We start from the raw sequence: 16,739 nt of genomic DNA, 5'->3' as shown, positions 1-16,739 counted from the left end.
GCAGGCCGAAACCCCGCCGGCACCCGGCCCGAAGGTCATCAGAACCCCGGTGCGGACGGCCCTGGCCCCACTTTTCAAGCATCCGGGACGGCGTCAGGTGATCCCGGGTCCGGACGGCCACCGCGCAGCCCGTACCCCCCTCAGCCCGCACCCCCGCAGCCCGCACCCCCGGACTTGATGAGCGGCGCGTCCCGTGACAACTCCCGGAAGCCGAGGCCGTAGTACAGCGCGCGTGCCTTCGGGTGGCCCGGGGCGCCCAGGCAGGCGACCGTCGCCTGGGTGGCGCCGGATGCCCGGGCCTGGTGCATTCCGTGCAGGAGCATCGCCCTTGCCAGGCCCAGGCGCCGGTATGCCGGGTGCGCGCCGACCGGTTCGAACTCGACGGTGTCGTTCGCCTCGTCGAGCCACATGATGGTCGAGGCCGCCATCGTGCCGTCCGGGGCCTCCACCAGGAAGTGCAGGTCCGCCCGGTATCCCGGTGTTCCGCGGACGCCCTCGTAGCTCTCGGCCGTGTAGGCCGAGGGGGCCCAGGCGTCCAGGTGGGCCTGGACCGCGGCCTCCGGGCCCGCCTCGGCGGCGGTGCGGAAACGGAAGCCCTCCGGCAGTACCGCGGGTTCCAGCTCGGTGAGGTCCCGTTCGTTGAGCTGCGTCCAGACACCCATGTCGCCGAGCGAGGCCGGGTCGGGCTCGTAGCCGTGTGCCGCCCAGCGGGTCAGGGCGAACTCGTCGGCGGCGCTCGCGACCACCGTGCGGTCGATGCCCGGCGCGGTGGCGTCGTACCAGTCGATCACCTCGTCGATCAGTTCAGCCCGGTCGGGGTGCACCTGGTAGGTGACGCAGGCGTCGGTGAGGTCCTTCACCGAACCATCGTTCCGCCGCACCTGCCGCGGAAGCCGGGCCCAGGCCCATGCCGCCAGCTCCCCACCCGCGAACCACAGCCGACAGGGTCTCCCCTTGCCGTCGCCGCCCTGCTCCTTGCCCCAGGTCCAGGCCAGCTCGCCGAACGTCGCGTCGGCGTTCACCAGGTCGGGACGAGTGGCGGTGACGCGCTGCGCCAACCCCTGCATCAGCCGCAGCTCCGCGGCGGTCACCAGCTCGACGTTCGTCATAGTGCGCCACCGTGCCAGAGCCCCGCCCGACCGGCGAACGGTTTTCGAGCCCCCGCTCGCGCCGGTCATCGGCATGGCGTGGACGGGGCGGACCACGGGTCTCCACCCCACGCCACACCCGGCGTCCCCGGCCCGCCCCACCCCGCGTCCCCGACCCGCCCCGCCACACCCAGCCTCCCCGACCAGGCGTCCCGACCACCCCGCTCCCTACTCCCCCTACTCCGTAACCACCTTCACCGAATCGAACGACGTCCCCGGCGCCCCCACGCACACGAACCAGTTCACCGGTGCCCCCGCCACCGGCCGGATCGACGACTCGTCGGTGTTGAGGTCGGCGCCCGCGGAGACCAGGTCGGCGTAGGTCGTCGTGCCGTTCTTCCAGGTGCAGGCGACCTGCTGGGCGGTCTTGGCGACCTGGCCGACGACCAGGCGCTGCGGCTCGGTGTGGTTCGGGTCGAGGGAGAGTGCGGCGGATTCGAGGTCGGTGCCCGCCATCCTGTCCTTGGTGTCGACCGAGTTCTGCGTGATGACGGACTCCTTCCCGTCCCCGATGCTCCGGCGCACGAAGAACGTGTACTTGCCGATCAGTTGGGACGACTTGTCCACGGCCACCGCCTCCTCGCCGTAGGCCTTCATGCGCTGGAGCTGGGCCCATGCCTCCCCCTCGTCGCGCGGCGCGCCCCACACCTGGACGGTGACCCTCCAGTCCTTGCCGCCGACGCCGCCCGTGCCGACCAGGGTGTCCTGCGGCTCGTACACATGGCGCTCCTCCGGAGTCAACGGCTGCGTCGGCCGCTGGGTCACCGCCGGTGTCACCTCCCGGCCGTCCCCATCGCGCAGCCCGGCCAGGGCCAGCGTGCCCGAGGCGCCCGTGATCACCAGTGCCGCGGCCGTCGCGAGTGCCCAGCGGCGGGCCCGGCGCCGACGGCCGCCGCGGATCACCGCCTGGTAGGGGGCTATGCCGATCTCGACCTCGTCCGCGGCGTCGGCCAGCAGGAGGGCGATGTCTCTGTCGGTCATCGTGGTGTTCGTCTCCCGGTCCGCGCTCATCACTTCCGCCCTCCCTGCGTCACCATCTCGGCGAGTCCCGGTATGGCACGGAGTTTCGCGATGCCCTTCGCCGCGTTGCTCTTCACCGCGCCGACCGAGCAGCCCATCGCCTGGGCCGTCTGTGTCTCGGTCAGGTCCTCCCAGTACCGCAGCACCACCGCCTCCCGCTGCCTCGGAGGCAGTTGGGCCAGTGCCTTCAGCAGGGCGCTGCGATCGTCGGCCTGGGCCATGCGGTCACCGGTGTCGGCGATCTCGCGGACCAGGCCCGAGTCGTCCTTGGGCGCCAGGAATTCCTTGAGTCGTCTGCGGTGTTTTCGTGCGTGCGCGTTGATCATCACGCGCCGCACATACGCCTCGGGATCGTCGGCCGAGCCGACCTTCCGCCAGGCCACAAAGGTCTGTTCGAGCGTCGACTGGACCAGGTCCTCCGCCGCGTGCTGCTCCCCCGTGAGGAGAAATGCCGTTCGCATCAACCGCGGCCAGCGGCCGATGACAAAGCTCTGGAACTCATCGTCCCGAGCCTGCTTGCGATCCCCCATGGGCACCTCCTAGATGTCTATAGGAGTCCACGAGCCGCCCGAACCGTTGCCCCTCCCCCCGAAATCCCTCCCCGCCGCTCCGGCGACCCGCTGAAGTGCACGTCACGGGGCAGAAGAAGAAGCCCGGGTCCCCCTCGACGCGATCCGGAGACACCCATTCACCCGACCGACCGGAGCCCCTCATGACCGCCGTACTCGCCCTGATCCACCTGCACGCCTTCCCCGACGGAAGCAGCGACTTCAAGCTGGTCGGCGTCTTCTCGACGCAGCGCAAGGCCGCGGAGGCGCAGGCCGCCACCGTGGAACTCCCGGGGTTCAGAGATTCTCCGAGCAGCTTCTGGATCGTCCCGTTGCAAGTGGACACGACCCCGTCCCCCGGGGACACCGGGCCGGACCAGCCACCGGGCGAACTCCATCTCCTCTTCCAGACCCTGGACCACCCCGAACGCGGCGAGCTGGTCAAGATCCTCGGCGCGTTCCTCTCGGAGGATCAGGCCCGGGCCGCCCTCGCGAACCATCCGGGCATCCCGGCCGGGGCCGAACTCGAGGTCGCGCCGGTGAGGCTGGACGAAAGGACCTGGACGGAAGGTTTCGTCACCGTCACATAGTCAAATGGAGGCCGCCCGCAACAACGTCACCACAGCCGCCCCGCCCAACCCGATGTTGTGCGCGAGCCCCACCTCGGCCCCCGGCACCTGCCGCTCCCCCGCCGTCCCCCGCAGCTGCCACACCAACTCGGCGACTTGAGCGATCCCGGTGGCCCCCAGCGGATGTCCCTTGGAGATCAGGCCGCCGGACGGGTTCACGACCCACCGCCCGCCGTACGTCGTCGCCCCGGACTCGACGAGTTTCCCGGACTCCCCCGGCGCGCACATGCCGAGCGCCTCGTACGTCAGCAGCTCGTTGATCGAGAAGCAGTCGTGGAGTTCCACGACGTCCACGTCCTCGATGCCGAGCCCCGACCGCTCGTAGACCTGGCGGGCGGCGGCCCGGGACATCGGCTGCCCGACGACGTCGACGCAGGAGCCGGACGCGAAGGACTCCTCCGTGTCGGTGGTCATCGCCTGGGCGACGATCTCGACGAGCGAACCCGAGCCGCCACCCGCAGCGAGGCCCGCACCCGATCCTGCCCCCGCACCCGCCCCCAGCCCCCGCTCCTCCGCGAACCGCTCCGACACCACGACCGCCGCGGCCGCGCCGTCCGACGTCGGCGAGCACTGCAACTTCGTCAACGGCCGGTGCACCACCCGCGCCGCCAGGATGTCGTCGACGTCGTACACGTCCCGGAACTGGGCGTACGGATTGTGCGCGGAGTGCCGGTGGTTCTTCGCGGCGACGGCGGCGAGCTGTGCCTCGGTCGTGCCGTACCTCTCCATGTGCTCGCGGGCCGCGTCGCCGAAGATCTGTGCGGTGGGCGGGGTCATCTCGAAGCCGTGGCGGGCGGCCATGACGCCGTAGTGCCGGGCCACGGGGGAGGTCGCGAAGTCACCGCCGTCCGCTCCGCCGCCGCCCAGCGAGCCCCGCTTCATCTTCTCGAAGCCCAGCGCGAGGACGCAGTCCGCGGCTCCGCCCTCCACCAGCTGCCGGGCCAGCATCAGCGCGGTCGAGCCGGTGGCGCAGTTGTTGTTGACGTTGTAGACGGGGATGCCGGTGAGACCTAGCTCATAGGCGGCGCGCTGGCCGGCGGTGGAGGGCTGGAAGCAGTAGCCGACAGGAACCTGTTCTACGTCGGCGTAGGAGATCCCGGCGTCCGCGAGGGCGGCGTTCCCGGCCTCCCGCACCATGTCCCAGTACTGCCACTCCCGGGTCTCGGGCTTCTCGAACCTCGTCATCCCGACGCCTGCGACATAGGCCTTCATGGCGGGCGAGATTAGAACACGTTCCAGAGAATGACCAGACCTGATGACACGTCAGATATCCATGGGACGGTCAAGGATTAGTTAGTACGCCGAAGCATCGGAATAGTTGCCCGTGCATACGAGGTTTACCGTGCACTTATCCCGCACGGATCAGTCACCTTGTACGGATCCACCCGCACGGATCACCCCACCCTGAACACCCTTACGGCCTGGAGGCCCCACTCCATGACGCACACGTCGACCGACCAGCCCGCACGGAGGCCGTCCGGCGCCGTCGTGCCGGTGCTCGCCTTCGCGGGCATCGTTGTCGCGGTGATGCAGACCCTGCTCGTCCCGGTCATCAAGGACCTGCCGCAGCTGCTGGGCACCGAACCCAGCAACGCCACCTGGGTCCTGACCTCGACTCTCCTCTCCGGAGCCGTCGCCACGCCGATCATGGGCCGCCTCGGCGACCTCTACGGCAAGCGCCGGATGCTGATCACCAGCCTGGCCGTGATGGTCGTAGGAGCCCTGGTCAGCGCCCTCACCAGCGATCTGCTCACGATGATCGCGGGCCGCACGTTGCAAGGCTTCGCGATGGGCGCGATACCCCTCGGCATCGGCCTGATGCGCGACATGCTGCCCCGCGAGAAGCTCGGCTCGGCGATGGCACTGATGAGTTCCTCGATCGGCGTCGGCGGTGGCCTCGCGCTGCCCGCCGCGGCCCTGGTCGCGCAGCACGCCGACTGGCACGCCCTCTTCTACGGCGCCGCCGGCCTCGGTGTTCTCGCGATCGGCCTCACCCTCCTCGTCGTACCGGAGTCCCCGATGCGCGCGGAGGGCACCTTCGACGTGCTCGGCGCGATCGGCCTCTCGGTGGGCCTCGTCCTCTTCCTCCTCCCCATCACCAAGGGCAGCGACTGGGGCTGGACCTCCGGCACCACGCTCGGGCTGTTCGCCGCGGCGGTCGTCGTCCTGCTGCTGTGGGGCACGATGGAGCTGCGTCTGAAGGCCCCGCTGGTCGACCTGCGCACCACCGCCCGCCCGGCGGTCCTCTTCACCAACCTCGCCTCGATCATGGTCGGTGTCTCCTTCTACGTCGTCTCCCTCGTCCTGCCGCAGCTCCTCCAGCTGCCGAAGTCCACGGGCTACGGCCTCGGGCAGTCGATGGTCAGCGCCGGTCTGCTGGTGGCGCCGCTCGGTCTGACGATGATGTTCACGGCCCCCGTCTACGCCAAGCTGTCGGCGAAGTACGGGCCGAAGTTCACCCTGATCCTCGGCATGCTGATCATCGGTATCGGCTACGGTGCGGGGCTCGGCCTCATGAGCGCGGCCTGGCAGTCCCTTGTCATCGCCGTCGTGCTCGGTGCGGGCATCGGGCTCGCGTACTCGTCGCTGCCCGCGTTGATCGTCGGCGCCGTGCCCGCCTCCGAGACCGGTGCGGCCAACGGGCTCAACACCCTTATGCGGTCCATCGGTACGTCCGTCTCCAGCGCGGTGATCGGGATGGTGCTGGCGAACACCGCGAACCATGTGGGCGGGGTCGCCATCCCGACGATGCACGGGTTCCGCGTGTCGTTCCTGATCGCCACCGGTGCGGTTGCCGTCGGCCTGCTGATGGCGCTGTTCCTCCCGAAGCCGAATCGGGCGCCGCGGTTGAACTTCAGCAGTGAGGAAGAGGCGAACCTGGAGCGGGCCGAGGAGGTTCTTCGGGGGTTCCGGGGGCGGGTGCTGAGTGCGGACGGGGTTCCTGTCGCCCGGGCCAAGGTCACATTGATCGATCGGCGTGGGCGGCAGGCCGGGGCGACGTTGTCCTCCGAGGACGGGAGCTACGTGCTCGCCGTGCCCTCGCAGGGGGCGTATGTGCTGGCGGCGCGGGCTTCGGGGCACGGTCCGTTGGCCTCATCCGCGACGCATGCGGGGGACTCCGTCGCGGTTGACCTGGATCTGTCCTTGCCCGGCGAGACCGTGAGCGCGTAGTCGGTAGTTCGTTCTGTGCAGGTGCGTGGGGGCTGGTCGCGCAGTTCCCCGCGCCCCTGAAGGGACGTAGCCTGGCCTGCGCCCACCAGCTCGCCCCGTACCGAAGGGACCGTCCCATGTCACCGGCACCCAAGCCCGAGATCCTCGCCGCGTTCGAGGCGGCCAAGGGATTCATGCCGGTCGACGAGGGGCTCGCCCTGTACGCCGCCGCGACGGAAGCCGGGCGCCTCGGCCTTCCCCTCCTCGAAGTCGGGACGTACTGCGGCCGCTCCACCCTCCTCCTCGCCGACGCCGCCCGCGAGGCAGGCGTCACCGCGCTCACCCTCGATCATCACCGGGGCAGCGAGGAGCAGCAGCCGGGGTGGGAGTACCACGACCCGGAGACCGTCGACCCGGAGATCGGGCTGATGGACACCCTGCCGACGTTCCGCAGGACCCTGCACCGGGCCGGGCTGGAGGAGCACGTGGTGGCCCTCGTCGGGCGCTCGCCGCAGGTCTCGCGGATCTGGGGCACCCCCCTCGCCCTCGTCTTCATCGACGGCGGGCACACCGACGAGCACGCGAACGGGGACTACGAGGGCTGGGCGCCCCATGTCGCCGAGGGCGGGCTGCTGGTCATCCATGACGTGTTCCCGGACCCGGAGGACGAGTTCACCGGGCAGGCGCCGTACCGCGTGTATCTGCGGGCGCTGGAGTCCGGCGCGTTCACGGAGGTGTCGGTGAGCGGCTCCCTGCGGGTCCTACGGCGTACCGGCAGCGGTATCTGAGGTCAACTGGACAGCCCGGCCAGCCAGTTGGTCAGGTGCTGGTTGACCTCCGCCGGGCGCTCCTGCTGGATCCAGTGGCCGCAGCCCTCCAGGATGTGCGAGCCGCGCAGGCCCGGCAGGGTCGTCGGGTAGGCGGCGATGGCGTCGGACAGCCAGGTGGTGGAGGCGTCCAGGGAACCGCCGAGGAACAGGGACGGCTGGGTGATGGGTGCGCCGTCGTAGGCCGCCATGTCCTCCCAGTCGCGGTCCATGTTCCGGTAGCGGTGGAGGGCGGTGGTCAGGCCCGTGCGCTCGAACTCCCCTGCGTAGACGTCGAGTTCGTCCGTGCCCAGCCAGGCCGGTGTCTTCGCCGGGAAGCGGTCGCGGAGGGTGCCGCCGTTCCTGCTCACGAAGTGCGGGTCGGGGGCGCCGGGTGCGGGCATCGTGTCGGCGGAGAACGCGGCGTAGAAGCCCGCCAGCCAGCCCCGTACGTCCGGTTCGGTCTCCGCCTCCGCCCGGCCCGGCTCCTGGAAGTACGAGACGTAGAACTCCTCGTCCCCGCCCATCCCCGCGAAGATCTCGCCGGGTCGCGGGCCGCCGCGCGGGGCGTAGGGGACGCTGAGCAGTCCCACGGCGTGGAAGACGTCGGGGCGCAGGAGGGCGGAGTGGGCGGCGATGCCCGCGCCCCAGTCGTGGCCGACGATCACCGCGGACCGCTCGCCCAGCGCGTGGACGACCGCCACAGCGTCCTCCACGAGGTCGCGCATGCGGTACGCCGACACGTCGTCCGGCCTCGACGAGCGGCCGTAGCCCCGCACGTCGACGGCCACCGCGCGGTGGCCGGCTTCGGCGAGGGCGGGCAGCTGGTGGCGCCACGAGTACCAGGACTCGGGGAAGCCGTGCACCAGCAGGACCAGGGGGCCGGTGCCCTGTTCGGCGAGGTGGATGCGGCCGGCGGGGGCGGGCACGAGGCGGTGTGTGACGTCCTTGACCATGGGCTTGAGTCCTCCGGGAGGGGGCTGGTCCCCCGATCGTCGGCCGGGGGCGGGGACGCGCGCGACTCCTGTTGCCGGTTCGGCAAACCCGCCGGGCAAGGCGGCTAGGGTGGCTCCGTGTCGTACGTAGGCCCGGACTTCGATCCCCCACAGCCCCGCCGTCCCCGCCGGGGGCCCCTGACCGTGGCGCTCGCCGCGCTGGTCCCGGGGGCCCTGATCGGATGGTTCGTGTACGAGGCCGTCGGCGCCCCGGGCGGCAGCTCGGGCCGCGCGGCGGGCAGCACGTCCTCCACCACGGCCGGCGCGCCCCTCTCGCCGACGGGCACCGCGTCCAACGACGACAAGCCGCCGGGGTCAAGTTCCCTCAAGGGTAAGGTCGTTGTCATCGACCCCGGGCACAACGTCACCAACTTCCAGCACACCGCCGAGATCAACCGCAAGGTGAACATCGGCACGAACTGGAAGGAGTGCGACACGACCGGGACGTCGACCAACGCGGGTTACTCGGAAGCCCGGTTCACGATGGACGTCTCGCACCGGCTGAAGGCGCTGCTCGAACGGCAGGGCATCACGGTGAAGCTGACGCACGACGGCGACTCCCCCGCCTGGGGGCCGTGCGTGGACCAGCGGGCCCGGATCGGGAACGACGCGCACGCGGACGCGGCGATCTCCATCCACGCGGACGGCGCGGCCGCCGGCGACCGCGGCTTCCATGTGATCCTGCCGGGCTCGGTGCACGCGGGCTCCGCCGACACCCGCGCCATCGTCGCCTCCTCCGCCGCCCTCGGCCGGGGCATCGCGGGCGACTACCGTCGCGCGACGGGCGAACAGTTCTCCAACTACATCGGCGAAGGCACCGGTCTCGTCACGCGTAAGGACCTGGGCGGTCTCAATCTGTCAACGGTTCCCAAGGTGTTCATCGAGTGCGGCAACATGCGCGATAGCAAGGATGCCGCACTGCTGACGGACAACGCCTGGCGACAGAAGGCGGCGCAGGGAATCTCTGAGGGAATCGTGAGTTTCCTGCGCGGGTAGCGGTCAGTGGGCTGATCCGGGCGGACACCCTGACAGGGTGGACGATAGGGTCTACCGACGACGAGACGACCTACGAAGGACCTGAAGTGAATATCCGCTCCCTCACACGAGGCGACGGCGTGGTGATCGGAGCAGCGGTATTGCTCTTCATCGCGTCTTTTCTCAGCTTCTACACGGCCACCGGTTACAGCAACGCTCCGACCGCCTGGGACTACCTCGGCGACGGCCTGGGCCTCTACATCGGTGGGGTCATCGCCGCCGCCCTGATCGTCGTCAACCGCCTGCTGCCGCAGCCGCGCAAGATCGTGGGCATCGAACTGGGCCAGGCGGGCGTCGCGTTCTCGGTCCTGGTGGTCTGGGCCCTGTTCTGGACCCTCGTGGATGTCCCGGACGGCCTCAGCGCCGGTGGCGGTCTCATCCTCGGCTTCATCGCGTCCCTCGTCCTGGCCGGCGGCGCCATCGCCACCCCGCTGCTCCCGCCGCTCCAGGCCGCCCTCGTCCCGGCCCCCAAGCCGGCCGCCCCGCAGCCCTACGGCGCCCAGCCGCCCGGTGGTTACGGCTATCCCGGCGCCGGTCCCGCCGGTCCGGGTGCGCCGCAGCCCTCGTACGGCACTCCGCCGCAGCAGGCGCAGGCCGGGCAGCCGTTCGGGCAGCCGCAGCCGGCGCCCGCTCCGGCCGGGGACTTCTCGCCGTTCTGGTTCGCCGTGCCGGTGGCCAGGCCGCTGTTCGCGGAGGACGGTTCGCCGTCGCCGATCGCCGAACTCGCGCCGGGTACCTGGTACTTGGCCGTCGAGCAGCGCGGGCCGGCCCTCGTCGCGCAGACGCAGGACGGCCGTCGCGGCGTCCTTCAGGACACCTCGGGTATCCAGCGCGGCTGAGCCCCGCACCGTCTCCCACGGCCCCTCGCCCTTCCCGGCGGGGGGCCGTTGTCGTACAGTCGCAGCCGTCGATCTGTCGACTGACGGACCGTCAGCTCCGTTGCTCTGGAGGCGATATGCGGCTCGGTCTCGCACTCGGGTACTGGGGGCGCGGGCCCTCCGCCGATCATCTGCCGCTGGCGCTGGAGGCCGAGCGGCTGGGGTACGACTCCGTGTGGACGGCCGAGTCGTGGGGGTCCGATGCCTTCACCCCCCTGACCTGGATCGCGGCGCAGACGTCAACGATCAAGCTGGGTACGGCCGTTGCGCAGATGGCGGCCCGCTCCCCGACCACCACCGCGATGCACGCGCTCACGCTCGACCATCTCTCCGGCGGGCGGGTGCTGCTCGGGCTCGGGCTGTCGGGGCCGCAGGTGGTGGAGGGGTGGTACGGGCGGCCGTTCCCCACGTCGCCGCTGACCGCGACCCGGGAGTACGTCGAGGTGGTACGGCAGGTGCTGCGGCGGGAGGCGCCGGTCGAGATGGACGGCCGGTTCCACGCGCATCCGTACCGGGGCGCGGACGGCACGGGACTCGGCAAGGCCCTCAGGTCCATCACGCACCCGCTCCGTTCGGACCTGCCGGTGCTGCTCGGCGCGGAGGGGCCGAAGAACGTGGCGCAGACGGCGGCGATCGCGGACGGGTGGCTGCCGCTGTACTGGTCGCCGAGCCGCCCCGAGGTCTACGGCACGACCGTCTTCCGGGACGACTTCCTCGTGGCGCCCATGGCACAGGTGAAGGTCTGCGACGACGTGGCCGAGGGCCTGCTCCCCGTGAAGATGATGCTCGGCTTCTACATCGGCGGGATGGGGCACGCGGCCCGGAACTTCCACGCCGACCTGATGGCGCGCATGGGGTACGAGCAAGAGGCCCGGCGGATACAGGAGTTGTTCCTCGCCGGGCGCCGCGAGGAGGCCGTGCTCGCCGTGCCGGACGCGTTCGCCGACGAGATCTCGCTCGTCGGCCCGCGTGAACGCATCGCGGAGCGGCTGGAGTTGTGGCGCAAGGGCCCGGTGACGGATCTCCTGGCCCTTGCGCCCGACCCGCACACGCTACGGGTACTGGCCGAGCTGAACTCCTAGGAGCAGCTCAACTCCTCGTCAGCCGCCCGCCAGTTGGCCCGCCGACGGCACCTTGTCGGTCACCTCGGCGCCGGCGCTCTTGCCCGCGTCCTTGACCTTGTTGATGATGTCGTCGAAGGAACCGGCCGTCGAGTCGGTCGAGTCGCCCTTGCGGAGCTTGGACGGCAGGTCCTTGAGCGAGTCGATCCCCGCGGTCAGCGGAGCGAGCGCCTTGGACAGCGTGGGGTCGCCCTCGGCGTTGCGCTTGGCGGCCTTGAGCCGGTTGTACGCGAAGGCGCCCGCGAGGCCCGCCTTGACGAGCGCGAACCTGCGTCCGCTCGCGCCCTTCTTGAACTTGCCCGCCTTCCAGGGCTTCACGATCCACTGGTAGGTGGCGCCCGCGGCGAGGCTCGCGTTGGCGACGAAGCGGGTCTTGGCCAGCTTCTGCCGCTGGGCGGTGGTGCTGGGACTGGGCGTGGCGGCAGCCACGACGGCCGCGGTGTCCTGGCCGGCGTCGGTGGTCGCGCTGCCGCAGGCGGTGGCGCCGGCGAGCAGGGCGCAGCACAGGGTGAGCGCCACGAAGAGGCGCCGTATCGGTACGGGCACGGGGTCCTCCGGGGTGTTCTCCCCGAGTGGGTGTCCTTGCTCCGGCAGCCTCACCCGGTTCGGGCCGCCGCGCCACCCGGGGGAAGCCGTTCGGGTTTCATCCGGTCGGAAGCGGCAATCCGCTTGGCATGTCCCCCTACTACAGACGCGGTTCGAATTCAGTCGGCAACGTCATAGTGATCATCGCCGACATCATGGCCCTCATTCTGGCCCTCTGGATTCTGATGTACCTGTTGGACGCCAACCGCGCGAACGACCTCGTGCAGTTCGTCCACCGTTCGGCCAACTGGCTCGCCGGCTGGTCCCGCGACCTGTTCACCTTCGACGCGGCATGGGCACGGGTCGTCTGCGGCTACGGCCTGGCAGCGGTGGTGTACCTCTTCATCGGCCACGCGATAGCCAACCGGGTCTCCCGCTGAGCAAGGCTGGTCACACAGTTCCCCGCACCCTTAAAAGCAGGGCTCGCCGCCTCTTTTAGGGGCGCGGGGAACTGCGCGACCAGCCCCCACCGGCCCGCGCTCAACAACAATCCGGATCCAGCCCCAACGGCAAGTGCTCCGCACCGAATACCGCACAGGTCGCGTCATGCCCACCCAGCGCCGCCACGGCCAGCAGCAGCGACCCCGCGGTCCACGTGGTCAACTCCCGCGGCCACACCGCGTCGTCGTCGAAGACATACCCGGTCCAGTACAGCCCGCTCTCGGCATCGCGCAGGTGCTGGATGGACTGAAGAATCTCCAGCGCCCGATCGGACTCCCCCAACGCCCATAGCGCGAGGGCGAGTTCGGCCGACTCCCCGCCCGTCACCCACGGGTTGGGAACGACGCACCGCACCCCGAGCCCCGGCACGACGAACCGGCTCCACCCCTCCTCCACCCGGGATGTGGCCTCCGCACCGGTCAACGCCCCGCCCAGGACCGGGTAGTACCAGTCCATCGAGTACCGGTCCTTGTCCAGGAACCGTTCGGGATGCCGACGGATCGCGTGCCGCAACGCCCCGACCGCCAACTCCCAGTCCGGCTGCGGCTCTTCACGCTGCTCGGCGATGGCGAGCGCGCACCGCAACGCCTGGTGGATCGAGGACGACCCGGTCAGCAGCGCGTCCGATGTGTCCGTGCCGTCGTCCTCCCGCTTCCACCCGATCTGCCCGCCCGGCTGCTGAAGCCGCAGCACGAACTCGACCGCGGCGAAGACATGCGGCCACAGCCGGTCGAGGAAGGTGTCGTCGCCGGTGGCGAGGTAGTGGTGCCACACGCCGACGGCGATGTAGGCGACGAAGTTGGTCTCGCGCCCCCGGTCGGTGACGTCATCCGGATCGCCGTCGGCGTAGGCCGCGAACCACGACCCGTCCGCGTTCTGGTGCCGCGCGAGCCAGTTGTACGCCCGCTCCGCCGCCGCGTGCTCACCGGCCGCGTCGAGCGCCATCGCCGCCTCGGTGTGGTCCCACGGGTCGAGGTGATGCCCCCGGAACCACGGGATCGCCCCGTCCTCCCGCTGCACGGCGAGGATGCCCGCGACGGTCGCGGCGGCCTCCTCCGCGGTGAGGACCCCGGGCAGGACGAGGTGTTCTGTCCGGGGAGTGGTCACTTGGCTTCCGCCAGGGGAAGGTGCGGCTTGGTCGCGTACGCCACGAAGCTCTTGCCGATCAGCGGGTTCAGCGCCTGTTCGGCGACCCGGGTGGCGAGGGGTTTCTTCATGATGTCCCAGACCAGGAGCTTGTGGTACGCCTGCACCGGCAGCGCCTTGTCGTTGTCCACGCCGAACGCGCACTTCAGCCACCAGTACGGCGAGTGCAGCCCGTGCGCGTGGTGGGTGCCGTACGGCTGGAGGCCCGCCTCGCGGATCTTGGCGAGGAGTTCGTCCGCCTTGTAGATGCGGATGTGGCCGCCCTCGACCTCGTGATAGGCGTCGGACAGCGCCCAGCACACCTTCTCGGGGCCGTAGCGCGGGACGGTGATGGCGATCCGGCCGCCGGGCTTGAGCACCCGGACCATCTCGGCGAGGACTCCCTTGTCGTCCGGGATGTGCTCCATCACCTCGGAGATGATCACGACGTCGAACGACTCGTCGGGGAAGGGGAGTTGGAGCGCGTCGCCTTCCATCGCGGTGGCGGTGGCGCCGGCCGGGGCCTCGCCGGCCTCCTTCATCGCCGCGAACCACTTGGCGACCTCGCGGATCTCCTCGGCGTTCTGGTCGAGGGCGACGACCTGTGCCCCTCGCCGGTAGCACTCGAACGCGTGCCGCCCGGCACCGCATCCGAGGTCCAGGACACGGTCGCCAGGGGCGAGCGGGAACCGGGAGAAGTCGACGGTCAGCACGTGGCCCTGCTTTCGGGATAGACACCGGTGTGGCTGTTCGGAGTTGCGGAGGGGGAGGTCGTACGGCCGGACATCGCCGCGCGGTAGCGGGCCACCGTGCCTTCGGCCGCCTTCGCCCAGGTGAAGCGGGCCAGGACGCGTTCGCGGCCCGCCGCGCCGAGGCGGGCCCGGAGCACCGGGTCGGCCAGCAGCCGGCTGAGGGCGGTCGCGAGTGCGCCCGGGTCCCCGGGGGGCACCGCCAGGCAGGTCTCCCCGTCGCGGCCCGCGACCTCCGGGATCGCCCCGCCCGTCGTCGCGACGAGCGGCGTCCCCGTGGCCATCGCCTCCGCCGCCGGGAGCGAGAAGCCCTCGTACAGCGACGGCACGCAGGCGACCTCCGCCGAGCGGACCAGGTCGACCAGTTCGGCGTCGGTGATGCCCTTGACGAAGTCGACGGCGCCTTCGAGGCCGTAGCGCTCGACGGCCTGGGAGACCGGGCCCTCCGTCGGACGCTTTCCTACGACGATCAGGTGCGCGTCGGGGTGTTCCGTGCGGACCTTCGCCAGGGCCTCGACGAGGAAGACGAGGCCCTTGAGGGGGACGTCCGCGCTGGACGTGGTGACGATCCGGCCCGGCACCTGCGGGACCGAGGGGTCCGGGGCGAACAGGTCGGTGTCGGCGCCGATGTGGACGACGTGGATGCGATCGTCGCGGACGCCGAGGTGGTCGATGATCTCCTGGCGCGAGGTGCCGGAGACGGTGAGCACGGAGGGCAGCCGGCGGGCGACGCGCTTCTGCATCCGGGTGAACGCGTACCAGCGGCGCTTGGACATCCGCTGCCACCGGTTCTCGGCCGCGTCCAGCTCCAACTGCCGGTCCACGGTGATGGGGTGGTGGATCGTGGTGACGAGCGGCGCGCCGACGTCCCCCAACAGGCCGTAGCCGAGCGTCTGGTTGTCGTGCACGATGTCGAACTCGCCGCGCCTGGCCCGGAGGTGGCGGCGGGCGCGGAGCGAGAACGTGAGGGGCTCGGGGAAGCCGCCGGTCCACATCGTGCCGACTTCGAGGGCATCGATCCAGTCCCGGTACTCGTCGCGCTTCGGGGTGCGGAAGGGGTCCGGTGAGCGGTAGAGGTCGAGCGAGGGCAGCTCGGTGAGGGAGATGCCGTCGTAGCCCTCGTCGAGGACCGGGTAGGGCTGGGAGCCGATGACCTCGACGCGGTGGCCGAGACGGGCCAGCTCGCGGGAGAGGTGGCGGACGTAGACGCCCTGCCCGCCGCAGAACGGGTTCCCCTTGTAGGTGAGGAGTGCGATACGGAGTGGTCGCTCTCCCCCACTCTCACCGCTCGACCGGGAGGGGCCACCACCGCCTGCCGAGTCCTCCTGGGAACCCGCCTGACTGGCCTCAGCGGTCACTCTGAGCCCCCTTCTCCCTGCACTGTCCCGCGAGATTACGCCGGGACGCTAATCTAGAACAAGTTTCAGACTTGATCGTCCAGGAGGTTCTGAATCTACCGGCCGGTACGGGTGCTGTGAGAAGTGGATCAGGTGATTCACACCACGGCCGACACCCTGCCATGATCGGTCCGATCACCCGCCCTCACCGACAGTCACGGAACGGGAGCCATGCCAGCGCAAGCCAAGCCCGAAGCCACCGTGCGGACCTCGCCGCCCCTCACCGAGCGGCAGGAGGCCCGTCGGCGCCGCATCCTGCACGCGAGCGCGCAGCTGGCGAGCCGGGGCGGCTTCGACGCGGTGCAGATGCGGGAGGTCGCGGAGTCCTCGCAGGTGGCGCTCGGCACGCTCTACCGGTACTTCCCGTCCAAGGTGCATCTCCTGGTGGCCACGATGCAGGACCAGTTGGAGCACATGCACGGCACGCTGCGGAAGAAGCCGCCGGGCGGCGAGAGCGCGGCCGAGCGGGTCGCGGAGACTTTGATGCGTGCCTTCCGCGCGCTCCAGCGCGAGCCGCATCTCGCCGATGCGATGGTCCGCGCGCTGACCTTCGCCGACCGCAGCGTCTCCCCCGAGGTCGACCAGGTGTCCCGGCAGACCACGGTGATCATCCTGGACGCGATGGGTCTGGAGGACCCGACTCCGGAGCAGCTCTCGGCGGTCCGCGTCATCGAGCACACCTGGCACTCGGCGCTGATCACCTGGCTGTCGGGCCGGGCGTCCATCGCCCAGGTGAAGATCGACATCGAGACGGTGTGCCGCCTGATCGACCTGACGGACCCGGGCCGCACGGAGCGGGACGCCCCCGGGGGTGCGTGAACGGCCGGTTGCGGGGGCAGCCGGCCGTTCACGCCGTGATGGCGGCCGGCATCCGGTTCCGGTCGGACGCACAGCGTGCCACGGTCTTTGGGTCGGACGCCGTCAACAGCCGTTTCCGCATGGCCTGTTGGACGCCCCGACGGCGCACGGCGAAGGAACCTCCGGCCCGCGGGCCGACTGCTCTCCCCCGTGGGAGCAGCCGGCCCCGGACAGCACCGGGAGCACCGCGCACCGTGTCGGCCGCGCCATGGGTGTGCTCACCCGCACCGGTCGGTTCCCGGAGGCGAGGACGC

General features: G+C 70.7%; 17 protein-coding genes. 8 read left to right on the top strand and 9 right to left on the bottom strand.

The genetic code is table 11. The features are described 5' to 3' along the window. Nucleotides 1-140: 140 nt before the first annotated feature. The 3 genes from ACIRB1_RS08475 to ACIRB1_RS08465 form a co-directional block, all read right to left on the bottom strand. Nucleotides 141-1,109: a GNAT family N-acetyltransferase gene (locus tag ACIRB1_RS08475; protein ID WP_403465030.1), complete on the bottom strand. Its 969-nt coding sequence runs from the start codon at nt 1,107-1,109 to the stop codon at nt 141-143. 216 nt (nt 1,110-1,325) lie between these two features. Continuing rightward, nucleotides 1,326-2,159: a hypothetical protein gene (locus tag ACIRB1_RS08470; RefSeq protein WP_403465029.1), complete on the bottom strand. Its 834-nt coding sequence runs from the start codon at nt 2,157-2,159 to the stop codon at nt 1,326-1,328. Beyond that, nucleotides 2,159-2,698, bottom strand: coding sequence for a SigE family RNA polymerase sigma factor (locus tag ACIRB1_RS08465; RefSeq protein ID WP_403465028.1), 540 nt, complete (start codon nt 2,696-2,698; stop codon nt 2,159-2,161). The genes ACIRB1_RS08470 and ACIRB1_RS08465 overlap by 1 nt, the downstream gene beginning before the upstream one ends. 182 nt (nt 2,699-2,880) lie before the next feature. On the opposite strand from ACIRB1_RS08465, the gene ACIRB1_RS08460 reads away from it, so the two are divergent. Then, a complete protein-coding gene (locus tag ACIRB1_RS08460) occupies nt 2,881-3,306 on the top strand; it encodes a hypothetical protein (RefSeq protein WP_352183457.1) in 426 nt (141 codons plus the stop codon). Here the strand turns inward: ACIRB1_RS08460 and ACIRB1_RS08455 are convergent, their stop codons facing one another. Continuing rightward, the gene (locus ACIRB1_RS08455) at nt 3,307-4,557 is read right to left on the bottom strand and encodes a lipid-transfer protein (RefSeq protein ID WP_403465027.1); all 1,251 of its coding nucleotides are present in this window, start codon (nt 4,555-4,557) and stop codon (nt 3,307-3,309) included. A 225-nt stretch (nt 4,558-4,782) separates the two neighbouring features. On the opposite strand from ACIRB1_RS08455, the gene ACIRB1_RS08450 reads away from it, so the two are divergent. Both ACIRB1_RS08450 and ACIRB1_RS08445 read left to right on the top strand, forming a co-directional pair. Then, complete coding sequence (locus ACIRB1_RS08450; protein ID WP_403465026.1) at nt 4,783-6,516, top strand: MFS transporter; 1,734 nt, start codon at nt 4,783-4,785, stop codon at nt 6,514-6,516. Nucleotides 6,517-6,632: 116 nt separating this feature from the next. Beyond that, nucleotides 6,633-7,283 (top strand): class I SAM-dependent methyltransferase, encoded by a 651-nt coding sequence (locus ACIRB1_RS08445; protein ID WP_403465025.1) that lies wholly within the window; start codon nt 6,633-6,635, stop codon nt 7,281-7,283. A gap of 2 nt (nt 7,284-7,285) precedes the next feature. Here ACIRB1_RS08445 and ACIRB1_RS08440 read toward each other — a convergent pair whose 3' ends face one another. Beyond that, nucleotides 7,286-8,257 carry an alpha/beta fold hydrolase gene (locus tag ACIRB1_RS08440; protein ID WP_403465024.1) on the bottom strand — a complete coding sequence of 324 codons (972 nt, stop codon included), beginning with the start codon at nt 8,255-8,257 and terminating at the stop codon, nt 7,286-7,288. A gap of 117 nt (nt 8,258-8,374) precedes the next feature. Here ACIRB1_RS08440 and ACIRB1_RS08435 point away from each other — a divergent pair, with 117 nt between their 5' ends. From ACIRB1_RS08435 to ACIRB1_RS08425, 3 genes are all read left to right on the top strand, one after another. Next, nucleotides 8,375-9,292: an N-acetylmuramoyl-L-alanine amidase gene (locus tag ACIRB1_RS08435; RefSeq protein ID WP_403465023.1), complete on the top strand. Its 918-nt coding sequence runs from the start codon at nt 8,375-8,377 to the stop codon at nt 9,290-9,292. A gap of 86 nt (nt 9,293-9,378) precedes the next feature. Further along, entirely contained in the window at nt 9,379-10,170 is a 792-nt protein-coding gene (locus tag ACIRB1_RS08430) for a hypothetical protein (RefSeq protein WP_352183451.1), read from the top strand. Nucleotides 10,171-10,286: 116 nt separating this feature from the next. Further along, a complete protein-coding gene (locus ACIRB1_RS08425; protein ID WP_403465022.1) occupies nt 10,287-11,291 on the top strand; it encodes an LLM class F420-dependent oxidoreductase in 1,005 nt (334 codons plus the stop codon). Between the two features lie 18 nt (nt 11,292-11,309). Here ACIRB1_RS08425 and ACIRB1_RS08420 read toward each other — a convergent pair whose 3' ends face one another. After that, entirely contained in the window at nt 11,310-11,876 is a 567-nt protein-coding gene (locus ACIRB1_RS08420; protein ID WP_352183449.1) for a hypothetical protein, read from the bottom strand. Nucleotides 11,877-12,004: 128 nt separating this feature from the next. Between ACIRB1_RS08420 and ACIRB1_RS08415 the strand changes: the two genes are divergently transcribed. Beyond that, the gene (locus tag ACIRB1_RS08415) at nt 12,005-12,295 is read left to right on the top strand and encodes a hypothetical protein (RefSeq protein ID WP_352183448.1); all 291 of its coding nucleotides are present in this window, start codon (nt 12,005-12,007) and stop codon (nt 12,293-12,295) included. A gap of 100 nt (nt 12,296-12,395) precedes the next feature. Here the strand turns inward: ACIRB1_RS08415 and ACIRB1_RS08410 are convergent, their stop codons facing one another. The 3 genes from ACIRB1_RS08410 to ACIRB1_RS08400 are packed head-to-tail and all read right to left on the bottom strand — an operon-like array spanning nt 12,396 to nt 15,588. Continuing rightward, nucleotides 12,396-13,463: a prenyltransferase gene (locus tag ACIRB1_RS08410; RefSeq protein WP_403465021.1), complete on the bottom strand. Its 1,068-nt coding sequence runs from the start codon at nt 13,461-13,463 to the stop codon at nt 12,396-12,398. After that, nucleotides 13,460-14,194, bottom strand: a complete 735-nt coding sequence (locus ACIRB1_RS08405) for a class I SAM-dependent methyltransferase (protein WP_200716234.1) — start codon at nt 14,192-14,194, stop codon at nt 13,460-13,462. Before ACIRB1_RS08405 ends, ACIRB1_RS08410 begins: the two co-directional genes overlap by 4 nt. Further along, the gene (locus ACIRB1_RS08400) at nt 14,188-15,588 is read right to left on the bottom strand and encodes a glycosyltransferase family 4 protein (RefSeq protein WP_403465020.1); all 1,401 of its coding nucleotides are present in this window, start codon (nt 15,586-15,588) and stop codon (nt 14,188-14,190) included. The genes ACIRB1_RS08405 and ACIRB1_RS08400 overlap by 7 nt, the downstream gene beginning before the upstream one ends. A gap of 210 nt (nt 15,589-15,798) precedes the next feature. Here ACIRB1_RS08400 and ACIRB1_RS08395 point away from each other — a divergent pair, with 210 nt between their 5' ends. Beyond that, nucleotides 15,799-16,446, top strand: coding sequence for a TetR family transcriptional regulator (locus tag ACIRB1_RS08395; protein ID WP_403465019.1), 648 nt, complete (start codon nt 15,799-15,801; stop codon nt 16,444-16,446). Nucleotides 16,447-16,739: the final 293 nt, after the last annotated feature.

Origin of the sequence: Streptomyces sp. NPDC096013 (assembly GCF_044763565.1) — a bacterium.
In the GTDB taxonomy this organism is placed as follows: Bacteria; Actinomycetota; Actinomycetes; order Streptomycetales; family Streptomycetaceae; genus Streptomyces.
Note: the sequence above shows the minus strand (reverse complement) of the source record. Positions and strands in the feature narration are given on the sequence as shown.

Excerpts from the sequence above, each read along its gene's own strand:
- ACIRB1_RS08475 (WP_403465030.1), bottom strand. The coding sequence starts at position 1,109 with ATGACGAACGTCGAGCTGGTGACCGCCGCGGAGCTGCGGCTGATGCAG.
- ACIRB1_RS08470 (WP_403465029.1), bottom strand. The coding sequence starts at position 2,159 with ATGAGCGCGGACCGGGAGACGAACACCACGATGACCGACAGAGACATC.
- ACIRB1_RS08465 (WP_403465028.1), bottom strand. The coding sequence starts at position 2,698 with ATGGGGGATCGCAAGCAGGCTCGGGACGATGAGTTCCAGAGCTTTGTC.
- ACIRB1_RS08460 (WP_352183457.1), top strand. The coding sequence starts at position 2,881 with ATGACCGCCGTACTCGCCCTGATCCACCTGCACGCCTTCCCCGACGGA.
- ACIRB1_RS08455 (WP_403465027.1), bottom strand. The coding sequence starts at position 4,557 with ATGAAGGCCTATGTCGCAGGCGTCGGGATGACGAGGTTCGAGAAGCCC.
- ACIRB1_RS08450 (WP_403465026.1), top strand. The coding sequence starts at position 4,783 with ATGACGCACACGTCGACCGACCAGCCCGCACGGAGGCCGTCCGGCGCC.
- ACIRB1_RS08445 (WP_403465025.1), top strand. The coding sequence starts at position 6,633 with ATGTCACCGGCACCCAAGCCCGAGATCCTCGCCGCGTTCGAGGCGGCC.
- ACIRB1_RS08440 (WP_403465024.1), bottom strand. The coding sequence starts at position 8,257 with ATGGTCAAGGACGTCACACACCGCCTCGTGCCCGCCCCCGCCGGCCGC.
- ACIRB1_RS08425 (WP_403465022.1), top strand. The coding sequence starts at position 10,287 with ATGCGGCTCGGTCTCGCACTCGGGTACTGGGGGCGCGGGCCCTCCGCC.
- ACIRB1_RS08415 (WP_352183448.1), top strand. The coding sequence starts at position 12,005 with ATGTCCCCCTACTACAGACGCGGTTCGAATTCAGTCGGCAACGTCATA.
- ACIRB1_RS08395 (WP_403465019.1), top strand. The coding sequence starts at position 15,799 with ATGCCAGCGCAAGCCAAGCCCGAAGCCACCGTGCGGACCTCGCCGCCC.